The 17,173-nt window shown below is 38.3% G+C and carries 17 protein-coding genes and 1 other RNA gene; 11 read left to right on the top strand and 7 right to left on the bottom strand.

The genetic code is table 11. The annotated features are described in order from the left end of the window. Positions 1 to 175 precede the first annotated feature (175 nt). Positions 176 to 2,290: an LTA synthase family protein gene (locus I6N96_RS00435; protein WP_209555531.1), complete on the bottom strand. Its 2,115-nt coding sequence runs from the start codon at positions 2,288 to 2,290 to the stop codon at positions 176 to 178. Between the two features lie 580 nt (positions 2,291 to 2,870). Between I6N96_RS00435 and I6N96_RS00430 the strand changes: the two genes are divergently transcribed. Together I6N96_RS00430 and ybaK are read left to right on the top strand one after the other, a co-directional pair. Further along, entirely contained in the window at positions 2,871 to 4,043 is a 1,173-nt protein-coding gene (locus tag I6N96_RS00430) for a class I SAM-dependent rRNA methyltransferase (protein ID WP_209555530.1), read from the top strand. A 134-nt stretch (positions 4,044 to 4,177) separates the two neighbouring features. Continuing rightward, complete coding sequence (gene ybaK / locus I6N96_RS00425; protein ID WP_209555529.1) at positions 4,178 to 4,666, top strand: Cys-tRNA(Pro) deacylase; 489 nt, start codon at positions 4,178 to 4,180, stop codon at positions 4,664 to 4,666. 41 nt (positions 4,667 to 4,707) lie between these two features. On the opposite strand, the gene I6N96_RS00420 is transcribed toward ybaK, so the two are convergent. Next, positions 4,708 to 5,124, bottom strand: coding sequence for a ribonuclease HI family protein (locus I6N96_RS00420; protein WP_209555528.1), 417 nt, complete (start codon positions 5,122 to 5,124; stop codon positions 4,708 to 4,710). Between the two features lie 83 nt (positions 5,125 to 5,207). On the opposite strand from I6N96_RS00420, the gene I6N96_RS00415 reads away from it, so the two are divergent. The 4 genes from I6N96_RS00415 to ssrA all read left to right on the top strand — a co-directional run bounded on the left by I6N96_RS00415 (position 5,208) and on the right by ssrA (position 7,299). Further along, positions 5,208 to 5,651, top strand: coding sequence for an EbsA family protein (locus I6N96_RS00415; protein ID WP_209555527.1), 444 nt, complete (start codon positions 5,208 to 5,210; stop codon positions 5,649 to 5,651). Positions 5,652 to 5,769: 118 nt separating this feature from the next. Beyond that, positions 5,770 to 6,246 carry a GAF domain-containing protein gene (locus I6N96_RS00410; RefSeq protein ID WP_209555526.1) on the top strand — a complete coding sequence of 159 codons (477 nt, stop codon included), beginning with the start codon at positions 5,770 to 5,772 and terminating at the stop codon, positions 6,244 to 6,246. 69 nt (positions 6,247 to 6,315) lie between these two features. Next, positions 6,316 to 6,738: a VOC family protein gene (locus I6N96_RS00405; protein ID WP_209555525.1), complete on the top strand. Its 423-nt coding sequence runs from the start codon at positions 6,316 to 6,318 to the stop codon at positions 6,736 to 6,738. A 195-nt stretch (positions 6,739 to 6,933) separates the two neighbouring features. Continuing rightward, positions 6,934 to 7,299, top strand: a transfer-messenger RNA (tmRNA) gene (gene ssrA / locus I6N96_RS00400). Positions 7,300 to 7,998: 699 nt separating this feature from the next. On the opposite strand, the gene I6N96_RS00395 is transcribed toward ssrA, so the two are convergent. Both I6N96_RS00395 and I6N96_RS00390 read right to left on the bottom strand, forming a co-directional pair. Further along, positions 7,999 to 8,568 carry a DUF4950 domain-containing protein gene (locus I6N96_RS00395; RefSeq protein WP_209555524.1) on the bottom strand — a complete coding sequence of 190 codons (570 nt, stop codon included), beginning with the start codon at positions 8,566 to 8,568 and terminating at the stop codon, positions 7,999 to 8,001. An 83-nt stretch (positions 8,569 to 8,651) separates the two neighbouring features. Next, positions 8,652 to 8,849 carry a hypothetical protein gene (locus I6N96_RS00390; RefSeq protein WP_209555523.1) on the bottom strand — a complete coding sequence of 66 codons (198 nt, stop codon included), beginning with the start codon at positions 8,847 to 8,849 and terminating at the stop codon, positions 8,652 to 8,654. Positions 8,850 to 9,131: 282 nt separating this feature from the next. Between I6N96_RS00390 and I6N96_RS00385 the strand changes: the two genes are divergently transcribed. The 3 genes from I6N96_RS00385 (at position 9,132) to I6N96_RS00375 (ending at position 10,670) form a co-directional block, all read left to right on the top strand. Continuing rightward, positions 9,132 to 9,941 carry a hypothetical protein gene (locus I6N96_RS00385; RefSeq protein ID WP_209555522.1) on the top strand — a complete coding sequence of 270 codons (810 nt, stop codon included), beginning with the start codon at positions 9,132 to 9,134 and terminating at the stop codon, positions 9,939 to 9,941. 234 nt (positions 9,942 to 10,175) lie between these two features. Continuing rightward, complete coding sequence (locus tag I6N96_RS00380; RefSeq protein ID WP_209555521.1) at positions 10,176 to 10,376, top strand: cold-shock protein; 201 nt, start codon at positions 10,176 to 10,178, stop codon at positions 10,374 to 10,376. A gap of 57 nt (positions 10,377 to 10,433) precedes the next feature. After that, complete coding sequence (locus I6N96_RS00375; protein ID WP_209555520.1) at positions 10,434 to 10,670, top strand: hypothetical protein; 237 nt, start codon at positions 10,434 to 10,436, stop codon at positions 10,668 to 10,670. 576 nt (positions 10,671 to 11,246) lie between these two features. On the opposite strand, the gene I6N96_RS00370 is transcribed toward I6N96_RS00375, so the two are convergent. The 3 genes from I6N96_RS00370 to I6N96_RS00360 form a co-directional block, all read right to left on the bottom strand. Then, positions 11,247 to 11,681, bottom strand: a complete 435-nt coding sequence (locus tag I6N96_RS00370) for a GNAT family N-acetyltransferase (RefSeq protein WP_209555519.1) — start codon at positions 11,679 to 11,681, stop codon at positions 11,247 to 11,249. A gap of 140 nt (positions 11,682 to 11,821) precedes the next feature. Further along, the gene (locus tag I6N96_RS00365) at positions 11,822 to 13,132 is read right to left on the bottom strand and encodes a murein hydrolase activator EnvC family protein (protein WP_209555518.1); all 1,311 of its coding nucleotides are present in this window, start codon (positions 13,130 to 13,132) and stop codon (positions 11,822 to 11,824) included. Between the two features lie 267 nt (positions 13,133 to 13,399). Next, positions 13,400 to 14,080: a helix-turn-helix domain-containing protein gene (locus tag I6N96_RS00360; RefSeq protein WP_245186789.1), complete on the bottom strand. Its 681-nt coding sequence runs from the start codon at positions 14,078 to 14,080 to the stop codon at positions 13,400 to 13,402. 182 nt (positions 14,081 to 14,262) lie between these two features. On the opposite strand from I6N96_RS00360, the gene I6N96_RS00355 reads away from it, so the two are divergent. Further along, positions 14,263 to 14,826, top strand: coding sequence for a hypothetical protein (locus I6N96_RS00355; protein WP_209555517.1), 564 nt, complete (start codon positions 14,263 to 14,265; stop codon positions 14,824 to 14,826). Between the two features lie 108 nt (positions 14,827 to 14,934). After that, positions 14,935 to 17,034 carry a heavy metal translocating P-type ATPase gene (locus tag I6N96_RS00350; protein WP_430650112.1) on the top strand — a complete coding sequence of 700 codons (2,100 nt, stop codon included), beginning with the start codon at positions 14,935 to 14,937 and terminating at the stop codon, positions 17,032 to 17,034. Positions 17,035 to 17,173 lie beyond the last annotated feature (139 nt).

Genomic DNA, 17,173 nt, shown 5'->3' with positions numbered 1-17,173 from the left:
CTGACAAAAAAGCGTAATAGATTCAAAAAAATTCCATGAAGGAGAGTAGAAAAAAATTCAAGGAGTATGAAATTAGTTAGACAAGTACTTTGAAGACCGTTTGGCTGAAAAGTAGACTCATTTAAAAGTAAAAAAAGAAGATCAAGGCTGCATATCGGCCCGATCTTCTTTTGGATTATTGACTGTTGCCTGTTTCATATCCTTGATAGGTGTTGGTCTTGTATTCATTTACAGTGCTTTGATTGTTATTCAGACTGTAAACACTTGTTGATTCATCACCTTTTTCTTTTTCGATATCTAAAAGCTGCTGCAGTTGGTCTTTGTAGTTGTAAATTGAAGCATCTACAGCTGTAAGGCCGCTGCCTGAATAGAAACGAAGCAAGTCGCCAGTATTGATTTCATCTGACATACTTAATTGCGTATTTGCCGCTTCTTTTAACGCTTCTGCTTCTTGTTGAACTTCTTCAGTAGGAGAATCAATCAAGTTTCCAGTTGCTGTTTCATAGATATTTGAACCTAGCATCGTATACTTCTTAGATACGTAATTCCCGTTACGGAAAGCCACTAGCTGATCATGTTCTGGAGAGAACAAATCTTGCCCTAGCATGATGTAATCCTTAGTGTCTACACCCAGTAAGTGAAGCAGGGTAGGTAATGCATCAACTTGACCGCCGTATGTGGAGCTGATCCCGCCATTTTCTTGTCCTGGAATATGGATCATGTAAGGGACACGCTGTAATGCGGCATTGTCAAAGTCACTCCAAGCTGCTTTTGATTTACCAAGAAGCTCTGCAAGGTTTTGGGCTCTTGAAGAAGAGATTCCGTAGTGATCACCATAAAGGACGATCACTGAATTATCGTATAAGCCTGAAGCTTTCAAATAGTTGAAGAATTCTTCAACAGATTTATCAAGGTAATTCGCTGTTGCAAAGTAGCCGTTGATAGTTTCATCAGAAGTATCTGCAATCGGGAAGCCGCCTTCTTCATTTGTAAATTGAGAGTACGGATAGTGATTGGATACCGCTAAGAATTTAGAGTAAAACGGCTGTTGTAAATGTTCCAAATATTGCACGGATTGTTCAAAAAATGGTTTGTCATGAAGACCGTATTGGAATGAGTTATCGTCGTTGACATCATAGTAGTTTGCGTCAAAGAAGTAATCATAGCCTAGGTTCTTATAGGTCTCGTTTCTATTCCAGAAGTTACCGGCATTACCATGGAAAACGGCACTTGTGTATCCTTGTGTTTGATCAAGAATCGTTGGTGCTGCTTCAAATGTATTTTTTCCGCCGATTTGAGTGAAGAGAGAACCTTGACTCAAACCAAACAATGAATTTTCGAATAATGTTTCTGCATCACTTGTTTTTCCTTGTCCAACTTGATGGAAAAAGTTTTCAAAGCTGAATGTGCTGTTGCTATGGAATAGGCTGTTTAAGAACGGTGTTACTTCATGTTCTACGCCGTTTTCGTCTGTCAGCTTATAGTCAATGACAAATTGCTGCAGGCTTTCCAAATGGATATAAATAACGTTCTTGCCTTTAGCGATGCCAAAGGTTTCATCATTAGGAGCCGCATAATGACCATTTACATATTCTTCAACAGCAACCATATCGCTGTCACTGGCTTCTGCTCTAACTTGGTTGGTCTGATAAGTTTTCACACCATCATAAACAGTAAAAGCATTCAAACCTAGGAATTTCACAATGTAATCACGTGAAAATTCTCTTCCTAAAAGCTGTGGACGTTCAGTTTCTGCTAAAAACAAGTTGAATAAAAAGAACAGTGCAGAAACCAGACTGATTGAAACGGCCATTCTTGCACGAATAGGTCTCTCATCCATTTTGATTTTTTTAGATAGTAATAGCCCGCCGACAACAATAAAGTCGATCCAGTAGATGAAGTCATAGGGTCGGAACAAGCGCAGGGCACTTTCTCCTAAACCGCTGGCTACCTTGCTGGCACCAAGCATTGTATTCACGGTGATGAAATCTGTAAATTCTCTATAGTAAACAATATTTGAGAACAGCAACAGAGTCATCAAGAAATAGATGACCATCATCGTGATATATGCCCGCTTGGTTTTACGAACATAAAGCGCAATCGCAAGTAAAAAGAAGGTTGTTGCGATCGGATTGATCAAAAGGATTATATATTCAGTGATATTTTCCAGTCGTAAATGGAAGTCTGTTGTATAAGCTAAAAGATTCTTCAGCCACAAGAGCACTCCTACAGTAGTAAATAAACCCAATCTGGTGTTTAAAAAGTTCGGTAATTTTAATTTTTTTAACATAATAATTCCTTTCCAACACTACGTTCGAAAAAACAGAACATGTTTTCATGAAAATAGTAAATTGCATTCATGTAATTTTACCCCGTTCACTTGACCCTGTCAATTACAGAGAGGATTATTCATGCGTTTTGTTAAGAATTTGGAGAATCCTTAAGAATCTTTGAAAAGAAATGATTAAGAATGCTGATAGGCAATCATTTTCAAATCGCTTTGTTGAGGGAAAGTGTAGAGAGGAAGGGGAAAATATCTAGCCATACAATCAAAAAAGCAAGAAATCTTTTGGTATTTAGATTTTTAGCTTTCTTTCTTATAAATGAGAGGAATAGAGAAGTGAATCGACTATTCTAAAGGAAAAATGAGAGAAGATAAAGTTCGCGTATTTTCGTTTACAGACAAAAATTGACAATCATTTTTTTGTTGAGGATAAAAGGCTGGATGCTCGTGAAAGCTGCTGTTTGATGAAAAAATGGGTTTTCAAAGTGTCTTCAATAGGTTCTTTTGTCACATATGGCTTTTTTTGATATACTTTCTAATGCAGTTCATTTGTGAACAGATTACAGAGAATCAGGAGAAAAAATAAGTGAAAATTCAAGTGACGAAACAAGCAGCAGCAAAATTTTTAAGCGGCTATCCGTTAGTACAAGAAGAAGATATACAAAAACTGCCAGCCGATTTTCCAAAGGATTGGGTAGAGTTTGCAGATTCCTCGGGTCGCTTTATTGCATACGGATATTTAGCAAAGCAGAACAAGGGGATTGGCTGGCTGCTGAGCTGGAAAGAGGCGATTACAGCCGCTTTTTTCGAAGGGATCTTTCAGGAAGCAAAAGAGGCACGGCAGTCTTTTAGCTATGATGACAATACCTCTGCCTATCGCTTGATCAATGGTGAAGGTGACGGACTTGGCGGCTTGACAGTTGACCGCTACAACGAGTTTGCTGTGTTTTCTTGGTACAATGAAACCATTTACGCTTATCGCGAGATAATTGTTGATAGTTTTAGAGAAGTGTTTGGAGAAATTGATGGAGCCTACGAAAAAATCCGATTTTCAGGGAAGGGACTGCCTGAATCTCAACATCTGTTTGGGAAGGAAGCAAAAGAGCCGCTTTTGGTAACTGAAAATGGTGTAACGTATGCGACATACTTGAATGAAGGATTGATGACAGGGATTTTTCTTGACCAGAAGGAAGTACGCAGTGAACTGATCAATGGCTATGCTGTCGGAGAAAGCGTGTTGAACATGTTTAGCTATACAGGTGCTTTCTCAGTTGCAGCAGCAATGGGTGGTTCTTCAGAGACCACAAGTGTGGATCTGGCAAAACGAAGCTATGGCAAAACGACAGAGCAATTTGAGGTAAATCAATTGCCGTTGGAATCACAAAGAATCGTTGTAATGGATGTATTCGAGTATTTCAAATATGCGAAGCGCAAAGAATTGACTTACGACTGCATTGTGCTTGATCCGCCAAGCTTTGCAAGAAATAAGAAAAAGGTCTTCACTGTAGCAAAAAACTATGGAGAACTGATTGAACAATCGATTGATATTTTATCGGATAAAGGATCGATCATCGCTTCGACAAACGCGGCGAATATTTCCCTTGGGCGCTTCAAGAAAATAGTTATAGAGGCATTAGAGGCTAAGAATGTTTCCTATAAAATAGATAAGATTTATCAGCTCCCTGCTGATTTCAAAGTGAATCCGCAGTTTCCGGAAGGAAGCTATTTAAAAGTACTGTTCCTGTCTGTAGAAAAATAAAGACGAGGGATGAATTGATGGAGAGTGTTGATGCTGTTGGACATCAGGGGATAAGAATTCAAAGAGAGTTTGGGCAGTCAAAGCTGTCCTATTGATTCTTTTCAATGACAAAATTTTAGCTGGAAGGTGAGCGTATGGCTAAAAATAAAAAGCATAAGACAAATGCGATGCGAATCGCAGAACAGAAAAAAGTAACCTATAAAGAATATGAATTTCCTTGGATGGAGGATCATCTGGGAACTGACCGAGTTTCTGAGCTCCTTGGGGTAGAGGAGGAACGGATATTTAAAACATTGGTGGCAGTGGGTAATAAAACAGGTCCCATTGTTGCTGTTATTCCCGGAACAAAAGAGCTGGATCTAAAAAAACTGGCAAAAGCCAGCGCGAATAAAAAAGTAGACATGCTTCATTTAAAAGATTTAGAAAGTACAACAGGGTATATTCGAGGGGGCTGTTCGCCAATCGGCATGAAAAAGCTGTTTCCTACGTATCTTGCTGCCGAATCTTCCGTCTATCCGGAAATCATTGTTTCAGCTGGACAGCGAGGTCTGCAAATGGCATTAGACCCGGAGGCAATTGTGTCGTTGACCAATGCGGTTGTTGTCGATATCACTGCTGACTAAGGAAAGTGAACGAACCGAGGAACCCATCCGGATGCATTTCTTTAGCTGCTCCTGATATATTTCTGCAAAGCTTGTCGAGCTAGATTATCAGCTCCTTTGTTTTTACTTTCAGGAATCCATTGAAGGAGGATCATGGAGAAGTGCTTTTCCAGTTCTTTGAATTTTATTAAGTAAGGCTGGAAGGTTGGATTTCCAGTATAGTTTTTATCAATAGTCTGAACAGTGACTTTACTATCAGAATGAAGGAGAATAGTGGTTTGTGTGTGCTTGTGTTCAATCAGCCATTCAATCGAAGCAATCAGAATTTTAAATTCTGCTTCATGGTTGGAACACTCGCCTAAAGAAAAATGCAGCTGCTCATGGATTTGCCGGTCATTGGACTCGCCAGTGATAACGACACCACCACCGCTGGGTCCCGGATTTCCTTTTGTTGCAGCGTCGACATAAACTCGTAACATAATTTTCTCCTTTATTTTTTCTGTTTGAAGTGTAAGTGTGCTACTATTATATCATATGAAATTTTCAGGTAAGGGGTCGCTATATGAAACAAAAAAAATATCATTGGCAGCCGGAATTGTCAATGGCCATCATTTCCTGGTCATGTACATTCGCTATATTGTTCATGAGTTTGATTTTGACATTGGAATACACAAGACCTTATCTGGTGAGTAATATTGTATTGGCTGTCTTTTTCGTTTTTGCTTTATTGGGGCTCAATCGCTATTTCAAATTGTCGGAGCAAGGTGTAGTGATTCATTACTTGCTGCCAATCCGCAAAAAGAGACTTCGTTTTGAGAGGATACAAACAATTATCGTTGGGACAAAGAGCATTAAGATTGTGTCTGATGATTTTTCATCCGGATCGAGTATGTTTATTATGCCGAAGAAGCAAAGGGATGGACTGATTGAGGCGCTTAACAAAGAGACATCTTTTTCCGGCAAGGTTATTTATGATGATCAGTTGAAATTAGGGGAATATGAATAGGATGAATGTAGTGGTATGGTGTATGGAAAATTGTCAGTAATTTTCTATGCGCCTTTTATTTTTATTTAAAATAGGCTATGATAAAAAGAAAAAAATGCAAGTGAAGGGGTAGATTAAGATGTGGAAGAGTGAAAAACACAAACGAGAAACCTACGAGCTGATGATTCAGCAATTGACTGGATTAACAGAGATCGAGCATGATACGATTGCCAATTTGGCGAACTCCTCCGCTTTATTAGCTGATGCGTTGCCGGAAACAGTTTTTGCCGGTTACTACTTATATAATGGGAAAGAGCTGATCTTAGGTCCTTTTCAGGGAAAAGTTTCCTGTACACGAATAAAAATGGGCAAGGGAGTTTGCGGTGAATCAGCAGAAAAACAAAAAACGGTGATTGTTGATAATGTCAAAACTCATGAGAATTATATTTCCTGTGATTCAGCAGCCATGTCGGAAATTGTTGTTCCAATGGTCAAGGATGGCGTTCTTCTAGGGGTCCTGGATATCGACAGTGGCATCACTTCGAGCTATGATGCAATTGATCAGGAATATCTGGAAAAATTTGCAGCTGTACTAATCGAGCACTCTGCATTCTAGAAGCAAATGCTTCGCATACTCCTCAGCATCGTGAGATAATGCAGGAAACAAGGGAGAGGATGAACTGCAATGGAAGTGTATCTGAATTTTAAAACGGAAGCTGCTGAAGCAATCAAGCATTACGAAAAAGTTTTTGAAACCTCTACAACGAATATTATGACATTCGGTGAAATGCCGGAAGATCCTGAGCATCCAATAACCGAGGAAATCAAGGATTTGATTTTGAATGCCAGCATGATCATTGAAGGAACCTATGTCATGTTTTCTGATGTGCCGGATGGGATGGGACAGCCATTTGTGCAGGGGAACAATGTTTCCTTAGTTGTCAGTACTGATGATGAAGAGAAAATAGACCGTCAATTTGGTCTACTTGCAGAAGAAGGAACTGTTGTCATGCCGCTGGGGCCAACCTTCTGGTCTAAGAAATATGGTATGGTTACAGATAAGTTTGGAATTAACTGGATGTTTTCTTATTATAAGGAAGAATCTTGATTGATCAATAGTGATAAGTAGAACATCAGACAGCAAGTCTCTTTCAAGCTGTGTGGTGTTCTTTTTTCATTTAGCGTACACGGTTACTTACCGCATCTTACGGTTGGCTAATTCTGGTTTTCTTAAAGAAATTTTAGTCTGAACTATTTTGACTATTTCAACAGATATGTTATACTATTAGGGCACCAATTATCTGGGGGCGTTACGGATTCGACAGGCATAGTTGAGCTTGAATTGCGCTTCGTAGGTTACGTCTACGTAAAAACGTTACAGTTAAATATAACTGCTAAAAACGAAAATAACACTTTCGCTCTAGCTGCGTAAAACCAGCGGGTGAAGATCCTCTCGGCATCGCCCATGTGCTCGAGTAAGGGTCTCAAAATTAGTGGGATACGTTAAATTTTTCCGTCTGTAAAATTTAAAAGAGATCATCAGACTAGCAAAAGTTCGGGCCTGTTATGCGGCATGAGCTTGCGCGAAATTCAAATAGTATGACTATGAGCGTAGAAGTTTAAGTGGCAATGTGTTTGGACGCGGGTTCGACTCCCGCCGTCTCCATCAGAGTTTTAAGAATAGACAGTAGAAATGCGATTGTACAGGGATTTGTACAGTGTTTCTACTGTCTTTTTTTGTTAAGTGCCGTTTAGATTTCAATGTGGCTTGTAAAAAAATCAACGGTCCTCTACTTCATTTTTTTGAAGAATGGATACCATGTGTTCAGCCTATTGATTGCCTAGACATTATGAATCAATAGGTTGATACACTTACTCATAGAGAACGAATGAAAAAAGAGAGTCAGAGCTCTCTTTCATGATGATCCTTAATATCCGAAATGCTTATGTTATCTAAGCTGCGAAAAAGCAAATTAAGTATTAACGACTCAAGTCTACCAAGTGCTTTCATGGCACTCCTCCTTTCGAAATAAAAGAATATCACGAGTTTCGTTAAGTTGCAAATATATTACTTTCGTTTGGAAGGATGACTAAGTGAGTCAATTGCATCTATTATTTTCAGACTGTAATTTTATCAATAAACCTAGGATATTTTCAGGTTTGTTAAAATAGAAAGAGGCTGAGACAGAAGTGTTTAGCTACAAGCAATAAGCCGGAATTCACGAAAATTGTTTCACAAATTTTTGTTGAATTCCGGCTTATTGTCGTAGGAGCTACTTCTGACTCGCCGTTTATTCGGATTTAGGGTATGGAAAAGAGTGGCAACAGATTATTGTCCCACTCTCTTTGCATTTTTTTACAATTTTGTTTAATAGTTATTCTGATATTCTTCAATTGTTGAATCGCCAAGGTGTTGGAATACTTCTCCTTCACTTGTAAGTGTTCCATCAAGTTCCTTGATTATTTCCTTTGAAACGCCATTCTCAGAATAGGAGAGCGCGCTTCGTCCATCTTCTGTGTAGTATAAGTAGAGATTTTCCATTGGGAAGTTGGCTATACTCCCATCTAATGCAATACTTGATGTCGATTCATCACTATTAACAAAAAATACTGTTTCACTTTGAGTTCCTCCCCAGCCACCAGCAAATTCTTCGATAGAGGGCTGTAAATCTTTAACAGAGGAATCCGTCATTTCGCTTGTTTCAGTATCAGAGCTTTGGTGGAGGTCTGTACTTGATGTAGGTGTTGTAAAACTGTTTGTGCTGACTGAGGTAGAATGATCCGTAATTTCTGCGAATTGATTTTGAGGGTTACGGAAGAACATCATACCTGCAAAGACTAGAACAATTACAACTGATAATGATAGCAAAATCACATCATTTCGAAGCTTCCTATCTCGTTCAAGTTTAAAAATAAACAGCTTCCAATTTTTTTTCATCTAATTCCTCATTTCATTTTTGGATATAAGTGCCCTTCTTCATGACACCTTGTTGTAACAACCTATGATAATGAGCGTGGTTTCTATTTCTTTTTCTTCTCAGAAAAAATAAGAAATAGATAGCTTAACAATGCAGGAATGCCTAAATATACAGTGAACTGCCCAACGTTATATGCTGTATTTTCAAAAAAAACGGGAATAGTCTCAACGATGGCTGGAAATACGAGGACTACCATAGAGATTGTTAAAAATAAGCACAACCATTTAAAAAATGTTCTCATTACTAAACTCCTTTTTAATTGTTGTCAGTTTTAGATTAGCAAAGAAGTGGCGCAATGTCTATAGATTGGATGGCTAAAAATACAACCTTTTCTCCTGAGTGAATGGAAGGAGGAGAGACTAAGTGAAAAAATTCATTTGTATTTTATAGTTATATGATTTCAAATTTTTTATTCAAAAAAAGTTGTTTAAAATAAGTAAATTGATATTTATATATATTTTATTGGATGGTTTGAGCAACATGTCCGTGTTATACTTTCTTTAATTAAGAAAGGATGATTGAAGTGAAGAAGTGTGGAGTGATTTTTGTGATGGGTTTAGCTATAGGTATAGCAGGTATGTCGGTAGAAGCAGAGGCTTTTGGCTATAATGATCATGTGCAGTTTCCTAATGATTCTATAAGAGATGGTATTGCCTATAAACTGGAAACCTTTGATTTGTTGCCGGAGTATTATTATGAGAATGGAAATTTTAGCGAGTTCAATTTTGATCTGGTACCTGGTGGAAGATTTGATTCAGTCGGTCCTTTTGCGTGGTCATACTTCTCTAATAGCTTGGAAGGCTTGCAGTATGTCAAAACAAGAGAGCTGAATCTGGATGCCTCCTATGTTGAATTGAATCAGATCGGCGAAAATGCCTCTTATGAAGTGATGAACATTAGAAATAGCAATACTGATTATCCCGGAACTCAGACGAATGGTGTGACCGATTTATCTTTTATGAAAGATTTGCCAAATCTGAAGGAATTCAATTTTTCAACAGAAAATGGGTATGCTTTAGTTGATATCTCAAAATTAAGTGAATTTCCTTCAATAGAAAAAGCAGTAATTCAAACAAATGCGTTTATGCCGACAATTTCTCTTAGTTCAACCTATAGAAAATATGAGCTTTTTGACCCGATTTTACTTTCGTCTCAGTTCGCTGACGCTGCAGTCGCATATTCTTCTACAGACAACAGCTTTACAAATACGGATGGACTGTTGAGATGGTCGGAAATACCTGCAGGAACAGAATACCTTAATTTAGAATGGACAGTAGAGAATGGGGATTTCAAGTATGATGGAGTTGTAATGATTCCAATTGTTTGGAAATAGGAGTTAGTAATCGATGAAATGGTACTTAAGGGATTCTTTAGAATCCCTTTTTTACTACTTCTAGGGAGTACTCAAATTGTACTTTATCAGGTAAGTGTGATAGGATGAAAAGGTAGTATCATTCTTGATTAAACTAATCGGCTTTATCCTGTCACTATTTTAGAATAATTCCTTTTACGTTATCGTGAACATATTGCAAATAAATTGTGCGAAAGCACTTGGAGGAATTTTTTTATGAATACTGGAACAGTGAAATGGTTTAATGCGGATAAAGGTTTTGGTTTTATTACTGGAGAAGACGGAACAGATGTTTTCGCTCATTTTTCAGCTATCCAAGGTGAAGGATTCAAATCGCTTGACGAAGGTCAACAAGTTACTTATGACTTAGAAGATGGACAAAGAGGTCCTCAAGCAGTTAATATTGTCAAAAACTAGTTAGCACTGGTCAGAAAACAGCCTTCAGGGCTGTTTTTCTATTAAGGAGGACAAATCATGTCTGAAGAAAAACCAACAAGAGCTTACGGTAAAAAAAGTAAGGAAGATTCAGAAATAAAAAAATCCTTTGATATCGATCAATCTGTATCTTTTATATACAAAAGTGAGATTCGAACAGGTAAGATCGTCAAAAAGTTAGAATATGCAGCTGTTGTAGAAATTGATACTGCAAATGGCTCCTCTCACTCAGAAGACCGCACAGTGATCAACTACAGCGATTTATACGGAAGATAATTTGAGGTTATAAACGAATGATTATTGAGGCATTCACTGACTTGTACTCGGAGTAGTCATGAAAAATCTATCAACCAAAAACTACTTAACTCTTTTAAAGTAGTTTTTTTTATTTCATTAGTGCGGGGATGCAGGGATCTATGGTGTATTTCCGGCAATAAATTGGGCAATTTCTTTATTTGATTGCCAGTTGATTATAGAAGAATTTTTACAAAAAATCATGTGTTCATTAAATTGTTGTTTTAAAATAAAGGAATTTCTTACGAAAAAAATAAATATTTGTAAATAAATATTTATTTTTTATAATAAGTTTACTAAAATTTCATTAAAGAAGGATTTTTTTGAGGATATCTTTCTGAAGTTGAGTACAAAGGAAATGATAGAGGAGATCAGCTAAACATCTGTTGTATGCATTAAGCATTATCTTCCTCAAGATGGTTAGAATAACAATCAGCTCTTATCAACTCCTGAAGTGGGCCTTCTTGAAGGGTAGAGGGCCTACTTCTATGATGTACCAACCATACAAAAGCCGAAATGATTATACAGAATCATTTCGGCTTTTTGTTTTGGGATATGTCAATCAAGCTGCATATGCAGAATAGGGTATGGTAAGCCTTGAGTATCAGTAGGGGACTCACTGATCAGCTTGAAGCCATTCTTTTGATAGAATTTGTACGCAGGGAAATTCTGCTTATTTACATCAACAGAATCTACCCAATTCATTTGAATAAGAATTTGCAAAATGTCACTGCCATATCCTTTTTGCTGAAAAGGAGGATCAATAAACAGCATTTCCAAATGGTTGTCTTTGGTTCCGGAGAAGCCTATGATGTTCTGGCTGGAATCATACCAGACTAAAACAACCACAAAACTAAAATAGGTAGGCAGCATGGCCTTTATCTCTTGCTTATGTGAATCCTGCAGGAAATCATGTGTAGCGTCAACAGAGCGCTCCCAGAGGCTCACAAGTTTATCGATATCCTTCTTTTCAGCAATTTGATGATGTAGCATTATTTTACCTCATTTCATTTGTATTATTTTACAAGTGGGGGAAGACGTGCAATGATTCTTTTGGCATAGGAACAATAAAAAATCAGCTGAATCGAATCGGCATAAGCACGATCGCAGATTCAGCTGAAGAATAACGTGTATTAGAGTCCTAAAAGAGGAGCTGGATTAACATATCCAGACCAAAGCCCAGTCGAGATACCAAAGTGAAGGTGAACACCTGTAGAGTTTCCAGTTGTTCCCATATAGCCAACTTGCTGTCCCTTTGTTACTTGTTGACCAGTACTGACGGTTGAACTGCTAAGATGGGCATATAGTGAGTAGTAGCCATCACCATGATTGATGATCACATAGTTTCCTGACATGCCGTCGTAACCAGCGTCTGCAATCGTACCGGATTTCACCGCCATGATCACTGTGCTTGAGCTTCCGCCAAAATCAATTCCTTCGTGGAAGGTTCCCGAAATACCTGTAGGGTCTTCGCGGTAACCGTAACCACTAGTCACAACGACACTACTGACAGGCATACCCCAACCGCTGCTTGTATCTACAGGGGTTTCAGCTGTTGCTTCTGAATTTTCAGGTACAATATCAGCAATTTCGTCCTCAGTGTCAGTGTTTGTTATTTCAGTAGTAGGAGCAACTTCGGCTTGAGGAATTTCTTTTTCAGCTTCTGCTTGTGCAGCTTCCTGAGCCTGCCGTTCCTTCTCAGCCTTTTCAGCTTGAGCCTGAGCTTCCGCCATTTTTTGTTTTCTTTCTTCTAAAGCTTTCAGCTCTTCTTGTTTCTTACGTTCTGCTTCAGCCTTTTGCTGTTCAAATTGTTCCTTTTCAGCTGTTTCTTCAGAAAGGCTTGCAGCAAGCTCGTTCAGTTTAATTTCCTGATCAAGTTTTGCTTGAGCTAATTGTTCTTCTTGCTCAGCGAGTGCAGTTGTTTTTTCTTCTAAAACAGTAGCTTGTTCAAGTAAAGAATCCTTTAATGTATTTAGGTCTTCTTTGTCTGTTTTTTGCGCTTCAATGATATCGTTATTGGCACTGACGATCGTATTCACAGCCAGCACTTTTGAGATTGCATCAGAGATAGATGTAGCATTCAGCATAACAGAAATGATCGAAGTCTCTTGGCCGGTCTGTGTTGCACGAGCCTGAGCGTTCAATTGCTCATTTCGTTTTTCTATTTTTGTTTCAAGATCTGCAATGTCTGTATTTAAATCATTGATTTCTTGTTCAACGCTCTGCTTCTCACTTAAGACAGTATTGTATTCTTCTTCTAATACACTGATTTCATCTTCTAGTTCACTTTTGTATGCTTCAGCATCTTCTTGAGAGCTGATGATTGCATTGATTTTTTGATTTTGTGCTTCTATCTTGTCGTCGATTGTTTCCGCTAAAGCAGAAACAGGTGTGCTTCCCAACAGCAAAACAAATGAAAGTGTCAAAATTAATTTTTTCTTCAAACCATAATCCTCACTTCTTTATTGTTAGATGATTGCTCTTTGTTTCTCATCGCTTCATTAGATAATAATGAGCGAAACCTAATTACCAGTATACAATAGATTAAGAAAAAAAGAATGTTCTTTACTTTTTTTTAATCAGATAGCAAAGAGAAAACATAATTGTAACATAAGACATTGGATTTTAACGTGTTCAATCGATTCATGAAAGAATCACAAGTATCATAAGTAAAAAATGTCTTTCTATTTTGTCGAATACTGAATCTGTCTTTATATCTTTGGCAACTTCTTTGTAAGAAAAGAAATAGTTTCAGCATCTTCTTCAACTAAAAGGACAGCAGCGGCAGCAAGCAGCTCCAATCGTCCCGGTTTGCTGGAAAGTGTGTTAATGAGGGGAAGCAGGTGATTACGGTAATTATTTTTCTTTTCAACCAGATAGTTTGGGCAATCTTCTGCAATCAGTGCAGTCACTTCTTGATGATCTTCGTAACCTTCTCCATAGTAATGCTCAAAGAGTTGCGGGTACTCTTTTTTTACCTCCATTAAAATTTGGACATCGTCCTCATAGGAGATATTCTTCTGTTTAAGATGTTTGCTTAAGTGCTCCAACTCTTTTTCGGAAAGAGAGGAAGTAGCGGCAGTCTCATGCAGTAGTGTTTGAATGTATTCTTTAAAATCTCCATACTTGATCCAATCAGTCGTGGTGCTGCCTAAGATAGCAATTTTTTCCAGCCGATCTGCTTTCGGCAGATTATTACCCTTCTCCCAGTTATTGACAGTACTGGCACTGGAATTCCCAACTAATTTAGCAAAAGCAGCCATAGAGTAGTTGTGCTTTTTTCGAATTTGTTTGATTCGGTACCCGGAGTCGATCAGATTGACAGGCAATGGTTGTTCCTCCTTATCTAAGTAAATTTTTCTTCTTTCTATAATATACCATAATTTATTCATAAATTCATCCCGTTTTTTGTTCATTTTTATCTTGAGTCTTTTTTCTATTAATGCTATGATGAATTTACCGAAATTTATTCATTTAATTCCAGTATCTCTATTTTTATTTGAATATTAAAAGAATTGGAGGATTGACTTTTCGATTTATTTTTACCGAAATTCATTCATTAACAGGAGGGCTTATGAGAAAAGTAGCAGCAATAGAAGAAAGAAATCGACAGCAAGTTTACAGAATGCTGAACGAACTATCGGTAAGAATACCGAGTGATGACTCAGATGTAGTGGTTTTTGATCTTTATATTCAGGAGTATGAGCGAATGGTTAACAGGATGTTCAGCGCAAATGTTTTTTTCAAAGGTATGGATCATGCATGCAGGATATACAAGCATATTGTGAAAGTGGAGTATCGCCGGTTTTGTCGATTGATCATTCAAAAAATAGAAGACATTTCTTTAAGAGAACGGGTTTTGCTGAATATAAGAAAAACACGAACCCGACTTTTGAAAGTGGCGCCTTCTATTTCGCGAGAAGAGCTGGGCTTTGAAATTTTTTACGGGACGACTGGAGGGTTTAGAAAAAAATATAGAACAGATCGAAAAGTAATCCAGCAAATGCATGAGGGTCTTAAACAGACATCGGCAATCCCTCTTTATCCTATCTATTACTGGTGTATGAAGTTTATGCGTTTTTTCAGCTACCTAAAAAAGCATTTGCTTTGGGAGCTGCGTTTATTTGTCCGACAGTAATAGATACTTGGAGAGAGTCAATTAGTGTGAAGGAATTTGAACTTATGCTATCCTGTAATTGAGTGAGAAAAGTCTTTCAAATCAAGACTACAGGAAGGATGGCTTACTATGAAAATGGACGATATGCATACTGAACATGAAAAAATGGAGATGGGTCCTAAGATGAACCATCACAACATGGATGGTCATGAGCCGCATGAGCACAATCATTCTGGCGGACATTCTATGGAGGGAATGGATCATTCCATGCACATGGGTGATTTTAAGAAAAAGTTTTGGCTTTCATTGGTTTTGGCAATCCCGATTATCTTCCTGTCACCTATGATGGGGGTAGATTTGCCCTTTCAATTTACTTTTATCGGCTCAGATTGGCTGGTGTTGGTTTTGGCCAGCATTCTGTTCTTTTACGGGGGAGCACCTTTCTTATCAGGTGCTAAGACAGAGTTGAAGCAAAAGGCACCGGCAATGATGACCTTGATTTCAATGGGGATATCTGTGGCTTATTTTTATAGCTTATATGCTTTTGCGATGAATCATTTATTTACTCATGAGCATATTATGGATTTCTTTTGGGAGCTGGCAACGTTGATCGTTATCATGCTTTTGGGGCACTGGTTGGAAATGAATGCAATAATGAACGCCGGCGATGCACTGGACAAAATGGCGGCACTTTTACCGGATACGGTAAAGCGTTTGACGACTGAGGGTGTTGAGGAAGAAGTTTCCATCAACGATGTAAAGGAAAGTGATCACTTGATTATTCGTTCCGGGGATAAAATTCCGGCAGATGGACGAATTTTATCCGGAGCAACCTCTGTAGACGAATCTATGGTAACTGGTGAGTCTAAGATGGTCATGAAGCAAAAGGGCGATACAATCATTGGTGGAGCAATCAATGGGAGTGGAACGATCGAAATAGAGGTGACTGGTGTTGGAGAATCCGGTTATTTATCAAAAGTGATGCAGCTGGTGCAGCAGGCTCAATCAGATAAATCAAAGCTTGAATCTCTTTCTGACAGAGTGGCTCGTTGGCTGTTCTACATTGCTCTAGGTGTTGGGATAGGCTCCTTTCTTTTGTGGCTTGTATTAACAGGAGATTTGAGTATGGCTTTTGAGCGAATGGTTACAGTTTTCATCATTGCCTGTCCTCATGCGTTAGGACTGGCCATTCCTTTGGTTATTGCCCGTTCTACATCGATTGCTGCAAGACATGGACTTCTGATCAAGAATCGTAATGCGTTGGAACAGACAGAAAATCTTCGATATATTTTGTTAGATAAAACTGGTACATTGACAGAAGGTAAGTTTACAGTAGCTGGGCTTGAGCTTTTTAGTGGTATGTATGACGAAGAAGAAACATTGAAATACATTGGTGCATTGGAATCCGGTGCAAACCATCCCTTGGCACTAGGGGTCATGAATTATATAGAAGAGAAGCAGCTGGAACCTTATAAAGCTGAAAATCTTCAAAGTCTTTCCGGAATAGGATTGATAGGTGAAGTCAACGGAAAAAAGGTCAAGATCATCAATGAAAAGGAAGTCAACCGCCTGTCATTGACTATAGATGAAATGAGAAAAGAGAAATATTTGCAGCAAGGCAACACATTAAGTTATGTGGTTATTGATGACCAGCTGGTTGCATTGATTGCACTTGGTGATAAGATAAAACCTCAAGCGAAGCTGTTTATCAGTGAAGTAAAAAAACAGGATATTATTCCAGTAATGCTGACAGGAGATAACCAAACTGCGGCGGCTTCAGTTGCTGATTATTTGGGAATCGATGAATTTTACAGTGAGCTGTTACCTGAAAATAAAGAAGAAAAGATCAAAGAGTATTTGGCTAAGAATGAGAAAGTAATGATGGTTGGAGATGGAATCAATGATGCTCCAGGACTGGCCCGGGCAACCATCGGCGTAGCAATCGGTGCTGGAACCGATGTTGCAATCGATTCAGCAGATGTTGTTTTGGCTGACAGTGATCCGATGGATATCATCAGATTTTTGGACCTTGCAAAGCAGACTCGAAGGAAAATGATTCAAAATCTATGGTGGGGAGCTGGCTATAATATTTTTGCAATTCCATTAGCAGCAGGGATACTGGCCCCAATCGGTTTTATACTAAATCCCGCTGTTGGTGCGGTACTGATGTCATTGAGCACAATCATTGTGGCATCAAATGCGATGACTTTAAGAATCAAAGGAGAATAATCCGTAGAGGACTTGTGATGATTCATAGGAAACAGCTGAGGCATAATTGTCTTAGCTGTTTTTTTACAAGAAAAAATGAGAATACGTAAAAAAGGAGTAATTTGTTTTTAGAAACGATTATTGAAATGTGGAGATTGGT

The sequence above is a fragment of the Enterococcus larvae genome (genome assembly GCF_017830045.1).
GTDB classification, from domain to species: Bacteria; Bacillota; Bacilli; order Lactobacillales; family Enterococcaceae; genus Enterococcus_L; species Enterococcus_L larvae.
Note: the sequence above shows the minus strand (reverse complement) of the source record. Positions and strands in the feature narration are given on the sequence as shown.